This is a genomic window from Asticcacaulis sp. (genome assembly GCF_035497195.1).
In the GTDB taxonomy this organism is placed as follows: domain Bacteria; phylum Pseudomonadota; class Alphaproteobacteria; order Caulobacterales; family Caulobacteraceae; genus Asticcacaulis.
In genome coordinates this window covers 32018-47310 of sequence record NZ_DATJDZ010000031.1, presented here as the reverse complement: position 1 = coordinate 47310, position 15293 = coordinate 32018, and the positions used below count along the sequence as shown (strand labels likewise).

Below are 15293 nucleotides of genomic sequence, written 5' to 3'. Positions count from 1 at the left end.
GGTCCGTTTCCCTAAACCAAAAAACATCATACATATTATGTAATGGAGTGAGCTATGGGACGCCTGACAGGCAAGACCGCCTTTATCACCGCTGCCGGCCAGGGCATGGGCCGGGCCGCCGCCGAAGCCTTTATCGCCGAGGGCGCCACCGTCATCGCCACCGATGTGAAACTGGAATTTCTCGACGGCCTGGAGGGCGCGATTTGCCGCCAGCTCGACGCCACCGATCCGGCCGCCATCCGCGCCCTGGCCGCCGAATTCCCGCAGGTTGACGTGTTGTATAATTGCGCCGGTTATGTCCATGCGGGCACCGTGCTAGATACCGATCTCAAGGCTTGGCAGTTCAGCTTCGATATCAATGTCACCGCCATGTTCCACACCATCCAGGCTTTCCTGCCGAAGATGCTGGAGCGCCAGAGCGGCTCGATCATCAACATGGCCTCGGTCGCCGCCTTCAAGGGCGTGGCCAACCGCCTCGCCTACGGCGCCTCGAAAGCCGCTGTCGTTGGCCTGACCAAATCGGTCGCCGCCGACTTCGTGGCCCAGGGAATCCGCTGCAACGCCATCTGCCCCGGCACCATCGACACCCCCTCGCTGCAACAGCGTATGCGCGACACCGGTGATTATGAAAAAGGCCGCGCCACCTTCCTGGCCCGTCAGCCGACCGGCCGCCTCGGCAAGCCGGAAGAACTGGCGGCCTTCGCGGTTTATCTCGCTTCGGACGAATCGAGCTTTACGACCGGGCAGGCGCACATTATCGATGGCGGCTGGTTGAACTAGCAAGGGGCACAGCCCCTTGACCCGTAACTCGACGGTGCCGAACCCGCCACCCCGCCTCTATTTAGGAATCCTCCCATGAAACTCCTCCGCTTCGGCCCGTCGGGCGCTGAAAAACCCGGCCTTCTCGACGCCAACGGCCAGATCCGCGACCTTTCCGGCATGATCGACGACATCGCCGGCGACGTGCTCTCCGATGCCGGCCTGGCGAAGATCGCCGCCATCGATCCGGCCACCCTGCCTCTCGCCCCGGCCGGCTCGCGTTATGGTCCGTGCGTCGCCAAGGTCGGCAAGTTCATCTGCATCGGCCTCAACTATGCCGACCACGCCGCCGAATCCGGCCTGCCGGTGCCAGACGAACCCGTCCTGTTCATGAAGGCGACCTCCGCCATTGTCGGCCCCAACGACGAGGTGCTGAAGCCGCGCGGCTCGACCAAGCTCGACTGGGAAGTCGAACTGGGCCTCGTCATCGGCAAAAAGGCCACCTATGTCTCCGAAGCCGAGGCGCTGGATTACGTGGCCGGATTCTGCACCATCAATGATGTCTCCGAGCGCAACTTCCAGACCGAGCGCGGCGGCACCTGGGACAAGGGCAAGGGCTGCGACACCTTCGGCCCGATCGGTCCGTGGCTGGTGACCAAGGACGAGGCTGGCGACGTCAACAACCTGAAAATGTGGCTCGACGTCAACGGCAAACGCTTCCAGAACGGCACGACCTCGACCATGGTCTTCAAGCCGGCCTTCCTGGTGCATTACGTTTCGCAGTTCATGAGCTTGCATCCAGGCGACGTCATCTCGACCGGCACCCCGCCGGGCGTCGGTCTCGGCCAGAAGCCGGACCCGATCTATCTCAATGTCGGCGATGTCATGGAACTGGGCATCGAAGGCCTGGGAACCCAGAAACAAACAGTGGGCGCCACATAAAACCAAAGGGCTTCCGGAGTGATCCGGAGGCCCTTTTCATTTGACTTTACAAACATACCGGACTTAAATCTTAAAAAACATAATACATCATATAATTTGAGGAAATGCCGGATGACCAACGCTCTAGCCGTACCCGTCTGCCTGCTTGCCACCGCCCTGCTCTTTCATCCCGGCATATCGATGGCAAAGACCGGCACCGCCAGCATCTACGTAACCCCAACCGGCAACGATTCCGGCGATGGCAGCGCCGCGCACCCCTTCAAAACCCTTCCTCGCGCCCAGGCCGCCGTGCGTGCCGTTAATGCCGGCAAGAATGTGACCGTCCTGCTCGACGATGGCATCTATGATCTCAGTCATCCCCTGATCTTCACCGCCGCCGATGGCGGACAGGGCGCGCACAGCGTCATCTGGCGGGCGGCGCCCAAGGCCACTCCCCTGCTCTCCGGCGGTATGACGGTCGGCGGCTTCACCGTCTTTGATAAGGATAAGGAAATCTACGTCGCCGATATCCCCAAGGGCGTCGATTCCCGCCAGCTCTATGTCGATGATATCGCCGCCGAACGCGCTGCCCTGGAGATTCGCTACAGCGACCTCGAATTTACCGCCACCGGCTTTATCGTCAAAAATCCCGACCTGAAATTCATTACGCAGATCAAGCAGCCTGAGCGCCTCGAACTGGAAGCCACCGGCTTCTTCACCGATCACTACGCCCCGGCCAAAAGCGTCTCCGGCGATACCTTCACCATGCAACAGCCGTCATGGGACAACAACACCTGGGGCTACGACACCATCAGCCTGCCGATCTTCCCGCAGGATTCACGCCTGTTCCTGGTCAATGCGCCCGAACTGCTCGGCCGCACCAACGAATGGCACAACGCCACCTACGAATTCTATATCGATCCCGCTGCCGGAAAGCTCTATCTGCGCATTCCAACCAACAGCGACATCAGCAAGCTGAAGGTCATCCTGCCGCGGCTTGAAAGCCTGGTCAGCATCGGCGGCACACTCGATCAGCCTGTGCAGAACCTCACCTTCAAAGGCTTGCGCTTCTCCTACACAAGCTGGATGGGGCCATCGCGGCCTACCGGCTATGCCAGCCAGCAAAGCGGCGCTTTCCTGTCGGAAACGGCCGTTGTCCGTCCGGCTGAGGCCTTCAAAACCTGTAACTGGGGCTGTCCCGAATTCGAGACCATGCGGCAGAAATGGAACCAGACGCCGGCAGCCGTCCAGGTGGCGGCAGCGCGCAACGTCACTTTCGAGGGCAACACCTTCACGCAACTGGGCCAGGTCGGGCTTGGCATAGGCAACGACGCCAACGCCAATCTGAGTGGCGCTCAACTGGCCACCGATGGCATCACCGTGAGCCATAACCGATTCGCCATACTGGCCGGCGGCGCCATCGTGGCCGGCGGAATCCGGCTCGATGCGCACCACCCCTCCGATCCGCGCCTGACCAACAAAAACCTGACCATCCGCAACAATGTCGTCACTCAGGTCAGCCTGAATTACAAGGAAAGCAGCGCCATCCTCAGCACCTATGTCGAGGGCGCCCGCATCCTGCACAATGACGTGTCGGACACCACCTATGACGGCATCGATATCGGCTGGGGCTGGGGCTATAACGACGCCGGCGGCAATCCGAACTACGAGGAAAACCAGAAGGGTTATACGGTCAATCCGAAGTTCGACACGCCGACCACCCTGCGCAATACCGAGGTGGCCTATAACCGCATCCACAGCATCAAGCAGTGGTACATGGACGGCGGCGCCATCTATAACCTGTCGGCCAATCCGGGCGCGCGCATCCATCACAACTATATCTATGATATCGGCGACAAGATCGGCATCTATGTCGATGAAGGCTCGAAGCATGTCCGTATAGACAACAATGTGGTCGAAACGCGCCGCCGCTGGCTGAACGCCAATACGGTCGGCAAGATGTGGGCGCGCAAGATCACCACGGACAATATCGCCACCGGCAACTGGCACAACTCCGCCATGACCAATGGCCAGTGGATCGAAGCGGCTGGCAACGCTATCCTTAACGACCATCTGGTGCCCGACAAGAACTGGCCCTCCGAAGCAAAAGCGATCATCGATCAGGCGGGCGTGGAGAAGTAGCAGCCTTTGTACCTCCCCATCTTTGATGGGGAGGAGGATCGCGCCGATTTATCGTCGTGGTGATGGGGTTTCTTGCTTTCTTATCAAGCCAGCAGATTGCGGTCGATCTCGGCGATGGTCTTGACGCCGGTGAGCGCCATCGCCGTGCGCATTTCCTTCTCGATCAGGCCGAGCAGATTGGTGACGCCCGCTTCGCCATGCGTCGCCAGGGCGTAGATATAGGCCCGGCCCAGCAGCACGCCTTTCGCGCCGAGCGCCAGCATCCGCACCACATCCAGACCGGTGCGGATGCCGGAATCGGCCAGTATGGTCAGGTCGTCCCCCACCGCGTCAGCAATCGCCGGCAGGGCCTTGCAGGTCGACAGCGCACCATCGAGTTGCCGGCCGCCGTGGTTCGACACCACAAGGCCATCGGCGCCGAACTTCACCGCGTCCTTCGCGTCTTCCGGATCGAGGATGCCCTTGATGATCATCGGGCCTTTCCACATGTCGCGGATCCATTCGAGATCGGACCAGTTGATGCTGGGGTCAAAATTAGCGGCCAGCCAGCCGATATAGTCCTCCAGCCCGGTGGCCTTGCCGAGATATTTCGACACATTGCCGAGATCGTGCGGTGTGCCCATGACACCGACATCCCAGGCCCATTCCGGCTTCATCATCGCCTGGACTATACGACGGATCGGGCCGAAATCGCCGCTCATGCCCGAATGTTTGTCGCGGTAACGCGCGCCCGGCACCGGCATATCGACGGTGAAGACCAGCTTGGTGACGCCCAGGGCCTGCGCCCGTTCGAGGGCGTGCTTCATGAAACCACGATCCTTCAGCACATAGAGCTGGAACCAGATATCGCAGCCGGACTTCTCAACGATTTCCTCAAGAGGACAGAGCGAAACCGTTGAAATAATGTAGGGAATGTTCGCCTTCTTCGCGGCCCTGGCCACCTGGACCTCGCCACGACGGGCGTACATGCCGCCGAGGCCCACGGGCGCCAGGCCCACCGGCATGGCCATCTTCTCGCCGAACAGTTCCGTTTCCAGCGACAGATCGGCGACATTCTTCAGCACCCGCTGACGCAGGGCCAGGGAAGACAGGTCGCTGACATTGTTGCGCAGGGTCATCTCGGCATAAGAACCGCCGTCGAGATAATCGAACAGGAAACGCGGCAGTTTGCGTTTGGCGGCTTCGCGGTAATCGGTGGCGGCGGAAATGATCATGTCGGTCTCAATGCAGGCGAAAGGTCAATATATCGGACTTAATTTCATATTCCGAGATGAATCAAGTTGCAAGGTCAGGTCGGCATAGTCGGGCATGGTACGCAGGATATGCCGGGTCAGGCGCTCGTAATACTGAATAAACCGTCCCACCTCATCGTCGCTCATGACCTTCGCGCCGGTCCGGCCTTCGGTTTCCAGACGCTGGCGCAGGGTATTTTCCTGCTCGATACGCCAGTCACGCACAATCTCGAAGCCCGGCGCGGCCAGCAGGATCAGCCGGTCGATATGACCGAACAGGGTAGCATAAGGGCCTTTCAGCGCCTCATTGACCGCCCGTCGCCAAACGCCGTCATCCGCGCCCTCCAGATCATTGACCGGCTCGGTCAGGTCTTCATCGGCCTGCGGGCGCGCCCCGACGCACCAACCCTCGAAAATGATCACATCCGGCGCGGTGATTTCCGGCCAGTCGCTTTCCGATAAGGGCCGGTCATTCGCCTTGTCGAAACGCGGCAGGCGGGTCGGCTGTCCGGCTTTCAGGCCGGCAAAGACACGCTCCCCCAAGGCGACATCATGCGTCCCCGGTACGCCGCGCGTAGCGAACAAAGGCGAGACAGCGACCGCACGGGCTTCCGGTGCGAGATAGAGATCATCGAGCGACAACAGCGCGATGGTCATCCCCTCGTCTTCCAGTCGTTCCGCCAGACCTTCGCTCAAGGTCGATTTGCCTGAACCTTGCGCGCCACAGATGCCGAGCACAAAGGGCTTTTCTGCGCTTTTCAGCCAGTTCCAGACCTCAGTCTCAACGACCTTAAGCGACCCGATCACCGACAGGTTCTCCCGCGAAAAACTGGTCGATATTCTTCGCCGCCCGCATTCCCATTGCTTCGCGGGTTTCGATGGTGGCGCTGCCGAGGTGCGGCAAGAGCACGGCATTATTGAGCGGCAACAGGGCCGGATTGACCACCGGTTCGCGCTCGTAGACATCAAGCCCCGCAGACCAGATGGCGCCGGCCTTCAAAGCCGCCGCCAGATCATCTTCATTGACCACAGAGCCGCGCGCCGTATTGATCAGAATGGCGGTCGGCTTCATCAGGCCCAACAGGCGCGCATTGACCATATGATGCGTTTCAGCCCCGCCCGGCGTATGCAGAGACAGCACATCCGACTGCGCTGCCAGTTCATCGAGGCTGGCGACATAGCGCGCCTCATGATCGGCTTCAATATCCGCGGCGGCCTGACGGCGGCTGAAATAGGCGATCTTCATGCCGAGCGCCAGACGCGCTTTTTGCGCCGTCGCCTGGGCGATGCGCCCAAAACCAACCAGCCCCAAAGTCTTGCCTTCCAGCGATTGCCCCATCAGCGCGGTGGCGCCCCAGCCCTTCCAGCCGCCGGCGCGCAACTGGCGCTCGCCTTCGGACGCGCGGCGCGAGGCCATCAGCATCAGCATCAGGGCGATGTCAGCGGTCGCCTCGGTCAGGACGTCGGGCGTATTGGACACGACGATTCCGGCCTTTTTCGCCGCGTCGACATCGATGTGCTCATAGCCCGCGCCGAAATTACCGATCATCTTCACCCGCGCATTCGGCGTGGCGAAGATTTCCGCCGTCAGCTTATCTGTGACGGTGGGGCAAAGCGCGTCATAGTCCGTCATGGCCGCCTTCAGTTGGTCCGGCGTCAGGGGCTTGCCGCTGTCATTGACCGTCGTGTCGTAATGCGCCTGCATATAGGCTTGCGCCGCTTCGGGCCACGAACGGGTGATCAGGATTTTCGGACGGGTCATAAGGGAATCTCTCGGTTTTCTTCTTCTAGCGCCTGTTGAATACCGGCGCACGTTTTTCCTTGAAGGCGGCGCGGCCTTCGTGGGCATCTTCGGTGGCGAAGCAGATGGTTTGCAGGTCGCGCTCGTATTCTACCGCCTTTTCATAAGGCATGGTGTGGGCGGCGCGCAGGTTGAGCTTGCCGGTTTCGGCGGCGATCGGCGCACGGCTGGCGATGGTTTCGGCGATGGCGCGTGCGCGGGTCATCAGGTCGGCCGGTTCGCAAACCTCGCTGACCAGCCCCCATTGTTCAGCTTTCTGGGCGGTGATGGCATCGCCGGTCAGGATCATCAGTGAGGCGTTCGACGCGCCGATCGAATGGACCAGGCCGGCCGCCATGCCGCCGCCACCGATCCAGCCAAGCTTGATTTCCGGCGCCGCGAACTGCGCGTTCGACGAGGCGATACGGATATCGCAACTCATCGCCGTTTCCAAACCGCCGCCGAAGGCATAGCCATTGACCGCGGCGATGGTCGGCTTGAGGCACAGGCGTATGGCGTCGCAATAGTCGCCGCGATTACGGAAGTCCCACGGCGTGGCGTAGTCGTCGAGCGTGCGGATATCCGATCCGGCGCAGAAGGCGCGCTCACCGGCGCCGGTGACGATCACGCAGCGGATGGTGTTGGATTTATTGCATTCGGCCACGGCGGCTTCGAGCGCATAGGCCATCTCCGGCGTCATCGAATTGAGCTTGGCCGGGCGGTTGATCGTGATGACGGCGACGTGGCCGTCAACTTCAAAGAGGAGTTCTTCAGACATTAACGTTCCGATCCCGGAGCGCGTGTTCCGGCATAGAGGGCTTGCAATTGAATCAACAGTTGATCGTGCGGACGCTGCGCATAAAGCGCGTCGCGGATGGCCTGCGCGGCGGCCGTCTGGAAAGCGATGGCATGGTTGTGGCGCGGACGGACATAGGCGGCTTCCAGTGTATCGAGGGTGTTGCGGTAGAAATTGCCCCACCGCGCATTAACGACGGCATCCTGCCAGGCGGCGCGTAGCGAAGGCTGACCGTCATGCGCCGGAATGAAGGCGATCTGCGCTTGCGGCGACATCAGCCAGCGCAAATGATCGAGCAAGGCCGGCGTGATCTCACAGCGCTTTGAAATGCCGATACCCGTGCCACCGAGCGTGCTCCCGATCCCGCCGGCGCCACGCGGCGCATTGGCGAAGGTCAAGATGTTGGCGTAGTTGACATAGCCATAGATCAATGGACACAGGGCGACATCGCGGTAATCGACCATATGCTGAAGGATGCCGATGGGGTTTTTCTCGCGCACACTGAGCGGGGATTTATCCGTCAGGCGCTGCATGATATCGAGCGCCATCAGCCCGACGGTTTCGCCGATCAGTACGTCGGGATCAGCCGTTGCTGGCCGCTCACCAAGCGCCGCGCAGATCGACTGGAAACTGAGCGCGGCGTGTGGTCCGGCCAGCGACAGCGCCACCGGCCCGTCAAAGGCCAAAACTTCATCCCAGGTCTGCGGAATATCGAATCCGGGTCTGGCGGCCATTACCTGCGTCGCGGCATCAAGCGGTAAGGCCCAATGACGGCCGGCGAAGCGGTAGCTGGCCAGCGACGGTCCGATGCAATCGCGTGCCCAACCGGCGATCTCATCCGGCGTGAAGATATCTTCGAGCGGCCGCAGACAATCACCCGCCACCGCTTCGCCAACATGCGGATGATCGAGCACGATCAGATCGAAGTTCGTGCACAGGTCAGCAATGGGATGCGTCTCGAAACCTTCGAGCGCGTGCATGGCCCACGACAGGCCAAGCTCAGGCGCGGCCTTGGCGGCGGCGTCCAGCGCATTGAACCCGCGTGGATGATCCCATGTAAGTCCCCTAAACATTAGCCTGCTTCACCGCGCCGCTGGCCAGCAGGGCGTCGATCTCCACTTCAGATTTCCCGGCGGCAGCCAGAATTTCGCGCGTGTGTTCACCTATGCGCGGGGCGCCGCGATCAACGGTTGACGGCGTTTTGGAAAACTTGATCGGGAAGCCCGGCGTCTTGACGCGGCCTTCGGTCGGGTGATCATATTCGACAAAGGTGCCGTTGTGCTTGATCTGCGGATCGTTGACGACATCCTCATAGCCATAGACCGGTCCGCACCAGATATCGACCGGGCGGAACAGATCGAGCCATTCCTGCGTCGTCTTCTCTTCCAGCTTGATGCGCGTCATGGCGTAGACTTCATCGCGGTAGGTCCACGAATCCGTCTGGTCTTCGAGATTGAGGAAAAAGGGTTCGCCGATCAGTTCGCCGAGCTTTTTCAGGTTGGCCATGGCGATGGTGATATAGCTGTCCTTCGTCTTGAAGACGCCATAGGGGGCGCGAATATACGAGTGGGCGTGCGGTTCGGCTGAACGCGTCTGCGGCTTCTTGCCGACGGTGAAGACCGACAGTTCCTGCATCTGGATCGTGGTGATGGCGTCGAGCATATTGACCTCAACCTTCTGCCCCTCGCCTGTTCGTTCGCGGTGGAACAGCGCCGCCAGCGCCCCCTCGAAGGCGGTATAGGCGGTGATGGCGTCGACCAGATACTGACCAGCCGGCGACGGTGGCGTATCCTTCGAGCCGGCTGACATCATGGCGCCGGACATGGACTGCAGCAACAGGTCCTGCCCCGGATAGTTCTTGTAAGGGCCGTCCTCGCCATAGCCCGACATCGAGACATAGATCAGCTTCGGATTGATGGCCGAAAGCGTCTCGTAATCGACGCCCAGACGCGCCGCCACACCAGGGCGGTAGTTCTGTAAAAAGACATCGGCCGACTTGACCAGATCGAGCAACAGGGCCTTGCCGTCGGCCGATTTCAGATCGACCGCCAGAGAACGTTTGTTGCGATTCAGCGACAGGAAGGAGACATTGATCTCATTGCCCCAGGCGCCGCCCGCCGGGGCATGGCGCTGCCATTCGCCGGTGGTTGGCTCGACCTTGATGACGTCCGCGCCCATATCGCCCATGCGCTGCGCTGCGAATGGCCCCGCCATGGCGATGGAGCAATCGAGAACGCGAATGCCGCTTAAGATACCCATTTTAATTCAAGTCCTTATGAATCTGTTTTAATCCATCACCCAGCCGCCATTGACGTTCAGCGTCTGGCCGGTGATGAAACCTGTGTCTTCGGAAGCGAGGAAGGCGATGGCATTGGCGATATCGCCGACATGGCCGCGGCGCTTGATTGCCTGCTGGGCCAGGACGTGGCGGTTATAGCCTTCCGGATCGGGATTGATGGCCTCGGCGTCAGTCGGGAAGGCGCCGGGCGAAATGGCATTGACCGTCACGCCATAGGGACCGAATTCGCGTGCCCAGGCATGGGTCAGGCCGATCAGCGCTCCCTTGGAAGCGACATAGGGATAGATGTTGGGCCAGCCGCCGGAAAGCGTGATCGAGGCGATATTGATGATGCGTCCGAAGCCCCTGGCCTTCATCCCCGGCAGGGCTTCCTGCACGGCGACGATACCGGCGTCAACATTGACGCGCTGGACAAGCTGATGGTCCTCGACGGTAAATTCCTCAAAGGGTTTAGACGGATAGATGGCGGCATTATTAATCACCACGTCATAGCCGCCGGTCTCTTGATGCCGGGCGCGGATATCTGCGCGGAAGCCTTCGAGATCGGACATATCCGAGCGCGTCACCAGCAAACGGCCGGTGGAAATGCCGGCAGCCGCAGCAGTCAGGGCGGCGATCTTGGCGTCATCATGATCGACAGCCACGACGGTGGCCCCACGTGTCAGAAAATTGAGCGTGGTTTGCAGGCCGAGGCCGCCGGCCGCGCCGGTATAGAGAACGGTTCTGCCCTGCATATCAGCGCCCTCCGATCGGGAGGAAGTTGCCCGATGGCGCGGGATAGTCTTCTGATGGCTGGAGACTCACGGCTTCGATGCGCTGGACCGCATCGGCCACGGCGGCGCTGTCCGGCAGGATACGGAAGATGCTATCGTAGCGGCGCTCGTCGCCATGTTCGAGCCAGATCAGTTCGCCGCGTTCCTTGGCGAACGGCTTGCCGAAGACATGATTGGAAGACGGCTCGATCCCCAGGGCATAGTGGCCAGCTTGCAGATTTTGCCATTCATACATGGCGGGAAACTGTTCTTTCAGCACCTCAACTTCAAAGCCGAAACCAATGTTTTCATTGACCAAAGCGACATTGACCTTGCCCGCCGCATCCGGCTGCATGTCGTGCTGCCACACCTGCTCATGGAAGTTCATTTTGGGTTCGGACAGGGCGCGATAACCGACGCCCTGCTTCCGGTAATCGTCGACATGGGCCGCCCAGACGACATCGCGGATCGGCGCCACATAGCGCGAACCTTCGGCCAGAACCGGATGGCCGACATTGATATGGTAGCAATACATATGCGGCGTGCGATAAAATCCATGATTGACTATGCGGTCATGCAGATGGATTTCGTCGGAACCGACTTTCGCCTCGATGCGGCGGATCAGATGCAGATCCTCGCCGAAGACGGTAGATTGCTGCACCACGCCCTCGGCCCAAAGCGTACATTCATCGCCGTCCCAGCTTTCGCCATAGCCGGTCAACCGCGCGGGAATCGTGCCGATACGGCCATGCAGGGAAGAAGACACCGTCTTGCGGGCGCTATAGTGATACTGATCCGCCGCATCGTCATCCATGAAGAGGATATGATCAAGCCCGCAGGTCACCATCAGGCCGGAGAAGGAGCGGAACCAACCCAGCCCCCCCTCGCCTTCATAGTCGTGCAGGCCGGGATGCTTGAAACCTGACGGCGAATGCCAGCCGACGGCGCGGCCATTATGCTCGCAATCGGCGATGTCCATCGCGCGATCGACTAGGACGGTGAAGCGCAGGCCGGAACCGGTGCGGAATTCCAGCAGCCGCACGCCACGTTCGACGCCATCACCCAGGGTCATCAGACGCACACCGGCGAACTGTGACAATTGCCCGGTATGCGCCGCCAGATCACGCCGCGAATATGTTTGCTTGAAAAGTTCAGCCATAGGTCCGGCCCAAATCCCTGTACGCGTTTATTTTTTGATAGCGATCAGTCATATACCGATCAGTCATGATGTCAATGCATCATCATACATCATATGTGTAATTTCTTATTTCCATTGGACCAATTAGTATTTACCCTTTTAATATCAGTGTATTAATTTCATCATTGATCAACCAACCGCACATGACGGCAGATCGGCCGCAATAATATTGCTTGACTTGGATAGGTCTTTTCGATGTATTTTGATGTCAAAGGCCGCAATCGTCATCGCCAGTTGCGCGCCGCACAAGGAGGGCGCACCTATGGCCGTGACAAGAGCCACACTGATCGACATTGCCAAACAGTCCGGCGTTTCCACCGCCACCGTGGACCGTGTGCTGAACAAGCGCCCCGGTGTGCGCGAACGCACCCGCGACATCGTTTTCCAGACCGCCTCCCGCCTCGGTTATATCGCCATGCCGGGCGAGGTCTCGATCAACCGGGCGCCGGTCGCGCTCGATTTCATCCTGCCCAATGGCACCAATACTTTCATCCGCAATCTGGCGAAATCGCTGGAAGAGATCAGCGCCGATCGTGGTGATATCGAATTGCGCTTGCACTTTATCGAGGGCTTCGATCCCTACGCCCTCGCCGATAGCTTGCTGAAGCTGGCAGGCCAATCAAAGGCGGTCGCCGTCATTGCGCTCGATCATCCGGTGGTGCGCGAGGCCCTGCGCCAGCTGCGCAATTCCGGCACCATCGTTTTCACCATGATCTCGGATATCTCGAATGTGCCGCGAGAAGGCTATGTCGGCATCGATAACCGCGCCGCCGGCCGTTTGAGCGGCTATCTGCTTGGCCGCCTGCTGCCGAAAGTCCCCGCCAAGCTCGCCCTCTTCGCCGGCTCTCTGTCCTATCGCGGCCACGAAGAACGCGAGATGGGCTTTCGCCATATCCTGCGCGAATCCTATCCGAACCTGTCCGTTGTCGAACTGCGCGAGGTGCAAGACGACGATGATGCCGCCTACCGCGAGGCCCGCGCCCTGCTCCAGCAGTATCCCGACCTGGCGGGCATCTACAATATCGGCGCCGGCAATCGGGGTATCGCCAAGGCCTTGGAAGAATCCGGCCGCGACCAGAAGATCGTCTTTATCGGCCACGAACTGACCGACCACACGCGCAAGTTCCTGCTGTCTGGAATCATGGATGCCGTCATCGACCAGAACGCCCATGTCGAGGCGCGCGAAACGATCGACCAACTGGCCCGCACCGTGCGCGGCGAGGCGATGAAATCCTATATCCCGATCCGCGTGCAGGCGATCTTCAAGGAGAATATCCCGGAATGAAAAAAGTCTTCGCCGTCGATATCCATGCCGAAGGCATCGAGCGCTACAAGGCCTGGCACAAAGCCGGAGGGCCGCCGGCCGCCGTCACCGCCGCCATCCGCGCCGATGATATCCGCGACCTGGAAATCTACCTGGTTGGCGACCGCATGGTGCTGATCATGGAACAGGGGCCGAACTTCGATCCGGAGGCCAAGGCCGAACGCGACGCCGGCAACCCCGATGTCGAGGCCTGGGACGCCCTGATGCGCACCTTCCAGAAGCCTCTGCCCTTCGGCCCGCAAGGCTCGACCTGGCTGGAAATGGAGCGTATCTATTCGCTGGCCGAACAGCCCTGATACCACGTTAAGGTTTCCGAAGAAAAACCGTCACTTAATCGCCAAACGACTGTCATCAAATCACCCTAAGCGCTGGTTTCATCGGAAACAGCGGGAGCCTTATGGGGATGGTCAGCCGCCGGAAAATTTTGTTCGCCGCAGGCACGATTGCCGCCGTGCCCGCCCTTGGCGCCTCCGCCCTTCCTGAAACACCGGCGCAGGTCCGCTTCGAGCATGGCGTCGCTTCCGGCGATCCGCTCCCCGACGCCGTAATCCTGTGGACACGTATCAGCGGCCTGGAACGCGGCGCCGATATCACCTGGCAAATAGCGCAGGATGACAGTTTCACCACCGTCATTGCCGAAGACAAGGTCTTCACTGACGCCGGCCGCGACTATACGGTCAAGGTCGATGTCCGTGGCCTGACACCCGATACGGCCTATGCCTATCGCTTCCTCGCTGGTCCAATCTCCTCGCCTGCGGGCCACACCCGCACCCTGCCGCTGCAAACGGACAAGGTGGTGCTGGCGGTCGTTTCCTGCTCACTGCACCCCAATGGCTATTTCAACGCCTACCGCGCCATCGCCGATCTGGAGCGCGTCGACGCCGTGGTCCATCTCGGTGACTATATATATGAATACGGCGCCGGCCTGACCGATTACGGCATGGGCAATGGCCGGATGCTGATGCGCATCCCTGAGCCGACGCATGAGATCGTCTCTCTGGCCGATTACCGCACGCGCCACGCCCAGTACAAGCGCGACGAAGACCTGCAAGCCGCCCATGCGCGCGCACCGTGGATCTGCGTTTTTGACGATCATGAAATCTGCAATAACCCTTGGCGTGACGGGGCGGAAAATCACAATCCCGGCGAAGGCGACTGGGGCGTGCGCAAGGCGGCGGCGCTCAAGGCGTACAGCGAATGGATGCCGATCCGCGATCCCGCGCCCGGCAAGCTGCGCGAAGCCATTTATCGCAGCTTTCGCTTCGGCAAGCTGGCCGAACTGGTCATGCTGGAGAGCCGCCTGTTGGCGCGCACCAAACAACTCGATTATGCCGAAGACCTGACCTATGCCGACGGCAAGCCCGACAAGGCCGCCTTCCGCGCCAGACTGAACGCACCCGACCGCGAACTATTGGGGGCTGACCAGCGCCAATGGTTGCAAACCACCCTCACCCAGTCAGTACGCGATGGCGTCACCTGGCAGGTGCTTGGTAATCAGATCGTCATGGCGAAAGTCAATGGCCCGGATATCGTCAGGCGGCTGGGACCGGATACCATAGCCGCCATGCGCAACCTGGCGCCGGAAGGCGCGCGCCAGAAACTGGATACCTTCATCGCCCTGTTCGACAGTGCCGATCCGCTGCCGCTCAATCTTGATAGCTGGGACGGCTACCCGACCGAACGTGAACGCCTCTATACCCTGCTCAAGACGGCGCAGGCCCGCACGGTCGTGGTTTCCGGTGACAGCCATTGCGCCTGGGCCAATCAGTTGCATGATGACGTGGGCCAGCCGGTCGCTGTTGAGTTGGGCGTCACCGCCATCAGCAGCCCGACGCGCTGGCTCGATTCGTGGCTGCCGAACCTTAAGTTGGCCGATACGCTCGCCGACCAGAACAGCGAAGTGCTGGCCGCCGATGACGCCTATAACGGCTTTGTTCGCCTGACCCTGACGCCCGATGAGATGACCGGCGAATGGATTGCCGTCAGCACGATCACCTCGCGCCAGTTCACCTGTTTCCCGCAGCGCCGGTTTTCGGCGAAAGCGGATGAGATGATGTTGAAGGTTGGCGTTTAGAAAGCCAGATACCCCA

The 15293-nt window shown here is 60.5% G+C and carries 14 protein-coding genes; 6 read left to right on the top strand and 8 right to left on the bottom strand.

Annotated elements, in window-relative coordinates:
* The first annotated feature begins 54 nt into the window (after window positions 1–54).
* From VL130_RS17845 to VL130_RS17835, 3 genes are all read left to right on the top strand, one after another.
* Entirely contained in the window at window positions 55–780 is a 726-nt protein-coding gene (locus VL130_RS17845; RefSeq protein ID WP_325365061.1) for an SDR family oxidoreductase, read from the top strand.
* A gap of 75 nt (window positions 781–855) precedes the next feature.
* Window positions 856–1701 carry a fumarylacetoacetate hydrolase family protein gene (locus tag VL130_RS17840; protein WP_325365059.1) on the top strand — a complete coding sequence of 282 codons (846 nt, stop codon included), beginning with the start codon at window positions 856–858 and terminating at the stop codon, window positions 1699–1701.
* 111 nt (window positions 1702–1812) lie between these two features.
* Window positions 1813–3822 carry a right-handed parallel beta-helix repeat-containing protein gene (locus VL130_RS17835; protein WP_325365057.1) on the top strand — a complete coding sequence of 670 codons (2010 nt, stop codon included), beginning with the start codon at window positions 1813–1815 and terminating at the stop codon, window positions 3820–3822.
* Between the two features lie 83 nt (window positions 3823–3905).
* Here VL130_RS17835 and lldD read toward each other — a convergent pair whose 3' ends face one another.
* From lldD to VL130_RS17795, 8 genes are read right to left on the bottom strand one after another with little or no spacing between them, the layout of a single operon-like run.
* Window positions 3906–5036: an FMN-dependent L-lactate dehydrogenase LldD gene (gene lldD, locus VL130_RS17830; protein ID WP_325365055.1), complete on the bottom strand. Its 1131-nt coding sequence runs from the start codon at window positions 5034–5036 to the stop codon at window positions 3906–3908.
* Window positions 5037–5060: 24 nt separating this feature from the next.
* The gene (locus tag VL130_RS17825) at window positions 5061–5861 is read right to left on the bottom strand and encodes a kinase (RefSeq protein ID WP_325365053.1); all 801 of its coding nucleotides are present in this window, start codon (window positions 5859–5861) and stop codon (window positions 5061–5063) included.
* Entirely contained in the window at window positions 5845–6816 is a 972-nt protein-coding gene (locus VL130_RS17820) for a D-glycerate dehydrogenase (protein ID WP_325365051.1), read from the bottom strand. The genes VL130_RS17825 and VL130_RS17820 overlap by 17 nt, the downstream gene beginning before the upstream one ends.
* 25 nt (window positions 6817–6841) lie before the next feature.
* Entirely contained in the window at window positions 6842–7612 is a 771-nt protein-coding gene (locus tag VL130_RS17815; protein ID WP_325365049.1) for an enoyl-CoA hydratase/isomerase family protein, read from the bottom strand.
* Complete coding sequence (locus VL130_RS17810; protein ID WP_325365047.1) at window positions 7612–8703, bottom strand: carbohydrate ABC transporter substrate-binding protein; 1092 nt, start codon at window positions 8701–8703, stop codon at window positions 7612–7614. Before VL130_RS17810 ends, VL130_RS17815 begins: the two co-directional genes overlap by 1 nt.
* On the bottom strand, window positions 8696–9889 hold the full coding sequence (locus tag VL130_RS17805; RefSeq protein WP_325365045.1) for a CoA transferase: 1194 nt from the start codon (window positions 9887–9889) through the stop codon (window positions 8696–8698). Before VL130_RS17805 ends, VL130_RS17810 begins: the two co-directional genes overlap by 8 nt.
* A gap of 27 nt (window positions 9890–9916) precedes the next feature.
* Window positions 9917–10663, bottom strand: coding sequence for an SDR family NAD(P)-dependent oxidoreductase (locus tag VL130_RS17800; RefSeq protein ID WP_325365043.1), 747 nt, complete (start codon window positions 10661–10663; stop codon window positions 9917–9919).
* 1 nt (window position 10664) lies between these two features.
* Window positions 10665–11840 carry an aldose 1-epimerase family protein gene (locus VL130_RS17795; protein ID WP_325365041.1) on the bottom strand — a complete coding sequence of 392 codons (1176 nt, stop codon included), beginning with the start codon at window positions 11838–11840 and terminating at the stop codon, window positions 10665–10667.
* A 244-nt stretch (window positions 11841–12084) separates the two neighbouring features.
* Here VL130_RS17795 and VL130_RS17790 point away from each other — a divergent pair, with 244 nt between their 5' ends.
* The 3 genes from VL130_RS17790 (at window position 12085) to VL130_RS17780 (ending at window position 15277) form a co-directional block, all read left to right on the top strand.
* Window positions 12085–13164 (top strand): LacI family DNA-binding transcriptional regulator, encoded by a 1080-nt coding sequence (locus VL130_RS17790; protein WP_325365039.1) that lies wholly within the window; start codon window positions 12085–12087, stop codon window positions 13162–13164.
* Window positions 13161–13499 carry an L-rhamnose mutarotase gene (locus VL130_RS17785; protein WP_325365037.1) on the top strand — a complete coding sequence of 113 codons (339 nt, stop codon included), beginning with the start codon at window positions 13161–13163 and terminating at the stop codon, window positions 13497–13499. Before VL130_RS17790 ends, VL130_RS17785 begins: the two co-directional genes overlap by 4 nt.
* Before the next feature lie 101 nt (window positions 13500–13600).
* The gene (locus tag VL130_RS17780) at window positions 13601–15277 is read left to right on the top strand and encodes an alkaline phosphatase D family protein (protein WP_325365035.1); all 1677 of its coding nucleotides are present in this window, start codon (window positions 13601–13603) and stop codon (window positions 15275–15277) included.
* Window positions 15278–15293 lie beyond the last annotated feature (16 nt).

Excerpts from the sequence above, each read along its gene's own strand:
- VL130_RS17845 (WP_325365061.1), top strand. The coding sequence starts at position 55 with ATGGGACGCCTGACAGGCAAGACCGCCTTTATCACCGCTGCCGGCCAG.
- VL130_RS17840 (WP_325365059.1), top strand. The coding sequence starts at position 856 with ATGAAACTCCTCCGCTTCGGCCCGTCGGGCGCTGAAAAACCCGGCCTT.
- VL130_RS17835 (WP_325365057.1), top strand. The coding sequence starts at position 1,813 with ATGACCAACGCTCTAGCCGTACCCGTCTGCCTGCTTGCCACCGCCCTG.
- lldD (WP_325365055.1), bottom strand. The coding sequence starts at position 5,036 with ATGATCATTTCCGCCGCCACCGATTACCGCGAAGCCGCCAAACGCAAA.
- VL130_RS17820 (WP_325365051.1), bottom strand. The coding sequence starts at position 6,816 with ATGACCCGTCCGAAAATCCTGATCACCCGTTCGTGGCCCGAAGCGGCG.
- VL130_RS17815 (WP_325365049.1), bottom strand. The coding sequence starts at position 7,612 with ATGTCTGAAGAACTCCTCTTTGAAGTTGACGGCCACGTCGCCGTCATC.
- VL130_RS17810 (WP_325365047.1), bottom strand. The coding sequence starts at position 8,703 with ATGTTTAGGGGACTTACATGGGATCATCCACGCGGGTTCAATGCGCTG.
- VL130_RS17805 (WP_325365045.1), bottom strand. The coding sequence starts at position 9,889 with ATGGGTATCTTAAGCGGCATTCGCGTTCTCGATTGCTCCATCGCCATG.
- VL130_RS17800 (WP_325365043.1), bottom strand. The coding sequence starts at position 10,663 with ATGCAGGGCAGAACCGTTCTCTATACCGGCGCGGCCGGCGGCCTCGGC.
- VL130_RS17795 (WP_325365041.1), bottom strand. The coding sequence starts at position 11,840 with ATGGCTGAACTTTTCAAGCAAACATATTCGCGGCGTGATCTGGCGGCG.
- VL130_RS17790 (WP_325365039.1), top strand. The coding sequence starts at position 12,085 with ATGTCAAAGGCCGCAATCGTCATCGCCAGTTGCGCGCCGCACAAGGAG.
- VL130_RS17785 (WP_325365037.1), top strand. The coding sequence starts at position 13,161 with ATGAAAAAAGTCTTCGCCGTCGATATCCATGCCGAAGGCATCGAGCGC.
- VL130_RS17780 (WP_325365035.1), top strand. The coding sequence starts at position 13,601 with ATGGGGATGGTCAGCCGCCGGAAAATTTTGTTCGCCGCAGGCACGATT.